Source organism: Rhizobium tibeticum, from assembly GCF_900110205.1.
Lineage (GTDB): Bacteria > Pseudomonadota > Alphaproteobacteria > Rhizobiales > Rhizobiaceae > Rhizobium > Rhizobium tibeticum.
Window position 1 is genome coordinate 1 of the sequence record NZ_FOCV01000108.1, and the last position, 3,832, is coordinate 3,832.

The 3,832-nt window shown below is 52.6% G+C and carries 1 protein-coding gene and 1 pseudogene; both read left to right on the forward strand.

Features of this window, described 5'->3' with window-relative positions; all coding sequences use genetic code 11:
• Window positions 1-871 precede the first annotated feature (871 nt).
• Entirely contained in the window at window positions 872-3,283 is a 2,412-nt protein-coding gene (locus BSG20_RS34775) for a two-component system VirA-like sensor kinase (protein ID WP_167371667.1), read from the forward strand.
• A 456-nt stretch (window positions 3,284-3,739) separates the two neighbouring features.
• Window positions 3,740-3,832: pseudogene (locus tag BSG20_RS36175) on the forward strand (transposase); the annotation flags it as partial.

The following is a 3,832-nucleotide window of genomic DNA, read 5'->3' on the forward strand; positions in this document are numbered from 1 at the left end:
CATCCTTCGCACCCCTGTTGAAGTGCCAAGGATCGCCGATCATCGTTAACCGAGGATTAATCTGCCAAAGTAGTGCTAGGCTAGCCAAACCTTTCGGCTAACACGCGGACCGCCCGAGCCGCATGATCCGGCCGGCTGATCCTCGCCGAACAAAAACTCATCCTCCTAATGCCGGCCGCACATCAGCTGACGAGACGATTCACACCAGCCATCAGGGCTGAGGAAGCTTCTGCGGAGTTACAAATGTAACGCTATTTCGGTTTTGGAGACTGAGCTTCAATGGTATTTCGTCGTAGACCAGTTGAGATGACTGATCATAGCAGGCCGCCTGGTGCATCCTTTGATCAAGTGCTAGGGCGTCAAAAATTCGCGCGGTGTCGAGCAGCGAAGTCTGCGCTTATGCGCCAGCGGACCTAATGCATTCTTTAGAAGTCGGGAGCGCTCCAAGTTGAGCCGCGGAAAATCATTGGCTAGCTTTAAACCGATCAGGGTTTGCGACTGGCGGGCATTTCCAGTCCGATGAAGCTGTCGTGCTGCCCGGCTCGGCGCCGAAGGTGCTAATGCCAGCGTCGTCGCAATCCCCCAAATATCTATCAGGGGATGAATTCATCTAAATGGGGCTATTCCTCCAAGATTCATAAATCGTCGAACAAAATTTATCGCGTTGGCATTCTGGACGTCCGCTCCTGACATTGTGATCGTTTGCGATCACGAATTGGCATGGTCACGCGATCTCTACTGAACGGAGCGTATGTTGGTCTTTCTGGTTCAGCACTGGCCGTGCATCAATCAACTCGAAACGAAGCGAAGGGGGAGGGAGGCTACGGCGAATCCTATGTGCCCTTCTTCTTGGGAGAAGGGGCGCAGCACCATGGCAATTCTGATGTTGGTTTTCGCAACTGTTTTGTTCGGAGTGCTTGCAATCGGCCGCGGACAAGAAAGCCAAGCCGGTCAGGTTGCGTCGAGTGATTTGCGAAAAAGTTTGACGACTCATGCATCATTGCGACGCGACCTGTTTTGCGCGTGGGCCGGCATACTTTTGAATTACGGCCCAATTGCCGGGACCTTACACGCTCTGCAAAGGAGCCAGATGCGTAAACAGGAAACGATTGAAAATGCTTCTATCGAGAGCACTATTCATCTCTCTCAGTCATCTACTAGTGAAAACTGGCCGGTTGAAAGGACGATGGCGATTGCTGCAGCCTTCGACGCACAAAAAAAAGTGCTCACCCAGAATTCTCTCTCAATCTTCGTCAACTCGTTTCACTTGCTTGCAAGATTTCCGACGGCGAGGCGCGAATTTGGTAGTCTGATTCGCCGGCTTTCTTATGAGCCAAGTTCAAGTCCGGTGTCAAAGATTGAGGAAAGTCTCAATTGGCTGCCATCGCCAGCGGGCGGGAATGAAGTCATTGCGCCTGATTTTCGTAGTGGATGGATCGTGCCGCAGCTGGACGGTCCTGCAAAAAACATCGGATCATCTGACACTTTCTACGCAGCCGCAAACCAAAATTTTTTGGAAGCTCTGGGCCTAGCCAACCAGCGTGTGCGATGGGCAACATTATTCCTGGCGTTAGTGATTATAGGACTTTGCGTCTGTGTGGCCGTTCTAGTTTCAAGGTTGCGGCTGCAGACGAATCGGTTGGCTAGGCACTTGGAGTTTGAATCGGCGATTAGGGAAATCGAGACTTGTTTCAGAGGCGTTGAAACGACTAAGGTGCCGCTAAGCTTCCCGACCGAGGCAGCGCTTCGAGTTATTCAGCGCTTTTTCAATGCTAATCAGTGCACACTGGCACTGCTTGGTGTTTCTACCGGGGGAGAGGCCGAGTGTTTCGCTGCAAGTACTCCTGGGCTAATCTGGAACGATACACGGTTGCTTGATATACTCTCTCGCGTCAAGACGGAGGAACGGTTGATAGTTAGCACCGTTTCAGCACAAAATATTTACCGCCTTGCTTATGGATTTTCTGGCTTGTGTCACATGCTCGCATTCAAACCTTCCGACGAGATGAGCGCGGTTTGTTGCCTTCTTTATGAGCCAGATGGTCTCCGACTATCCGCTAGCGAGGACCAGTTTTTTGAACGCGCGATAGGTCGAGTCTGTGAATGCCTTGATCTTCGACGTAGAAAGACGGAGCGCAATCTTCTGGAAAGGCGGTTGGAACATGCCGAACGCTTGAAAGCGGTCGGCACGCTTGCTGGGGGAATCGCGCATGAATTCAACAATATACTCGGAGCAATTATCGGCTATGCCGAGACGGCCTACAGTCTTCTGCATTGCCCCTCGCGGACTCGGGATTGCGTCGGCCAAATTATCTCGGCCGGGGACAAAGCGAAGCTGATCATTGGCCAGATCCTTGCATTGAGCGGGAACCGAGAACGTATGAGCAAGCCCTTCGACGTCGCCGACGTGGTATTGGATTTAGCTCCGTTGCTACGCATAGCGCATCGCGCGGACGTAGAACTGACTTTCAAAATTGATGAAAGGCAGAAGGTGATCGAAGGATGCCCATTGGGAATACAGCAGATCCTGATGAATCTCTGTAAGAATGCCTCGGAGGCTTTTTTGAATAAAGGCCGTATCGAGGTCAGCGTCTCTCGCACTGTTGTTGTAGAATCTAAAGCACTTACTCATCGCACTTTGCCACCTGGCGACTATGTCCTCCTTTCTGTCTGCGACAATGGCGAAGGCATTGCTGAAGCGGCTCTACCGCATATTTTTGAACCTTTTTTCACGACACGCTCTCGTGTCGGCGGAACGGGGCTTGGTCTTGCTGCAGTGCACGGCGAAGTGTGCGCGCTTGCAGGGTATGTTGACGTTACATCAACCGTTGGCCGTGGTACGCGCTTCGACATCTACCTACCGTCTTCCCCGAAGGAGCCCGTCAGAATTGACAGCCTTTTTAGAGGTTATGATACACCATTTGGTAATGGAGAAATCGTCGCAGTCGTAGAGCATGATCCAACGACGTTGGGAATGTATGAAGACAAGATTGCCGCGTTGGGGTATGAGCCGGTGGGCTTTAAGTCATTCGACTTTCTTTGCGACTGGATGTCGAGGGGGAAAGCAGCCGATCTTATCGTGGCGGACCATTCGTGCCTTCTCGCGCGAGAACCCGCTGACGAAGTGCACGAGCCCCTCAAGACGGTGCCCGTTATCATCGTGGGAGGCCTTGACTGTCACATGCCACTCTCGGACGATGACCGGGCAGCGGTCCTTGCGCTGGCTAAGCCAGTCTCTTCTAGAACTATGGCGTATGCAATTCGTACGATGATCAGCAGGTGAAACCTCAGTCTGACTCGATTGCCGATATCGGATGAATTTACATGGAGTGAGATCGCAAAGGGTCTTAAAAGCGGTGCCCGCGTTTGTAGGTACAGACGAAGGCGAAACCATGATTTTTCATTGTCCGGGATATAGTAGAAGCGCTTAACATCGCTTCTTAATCGCCCGGTTCATTCACCTCCGTCGGCGCTTTGCGTTTTGAAAAAACTTAGTTCGGTATTCGGTCTTGATAAACATCAAATGCAGCAGCGACAGCACGCAACATAAAGCGGTGCTCCTGTCGAACCCGAACGATACTCTTCTCCACGTTCATGCTCAACAATGGCGCGGCCGAGCATCGTTCGACCGGGACGAGTACGAAACCGTGGATGTGCGGACACGCTGTTTCATGCTGCGTTGTTGATGACGTTTGCCGGGAGCACGGTTGTCTGCGCGGTCGATACCTGGTCGCCGCATTGCCGGCGCCTGATGAGCGTTCCCGGCGTCGGCCCGCTAATCTCCACGGCGATGGTGGCGGCGTTCGGAACGGGCGAGGCTTTCGAGTGGGGC

Coding starts and splice junctions, on each gene's coding strand:
- BSG20_RS34775 (WP_167371667.1), top strand. CDS start 872: ATGGCAATTCTGATGTTGGTTTTCGCAACTGTTTTGTTCGGAGTGCTT.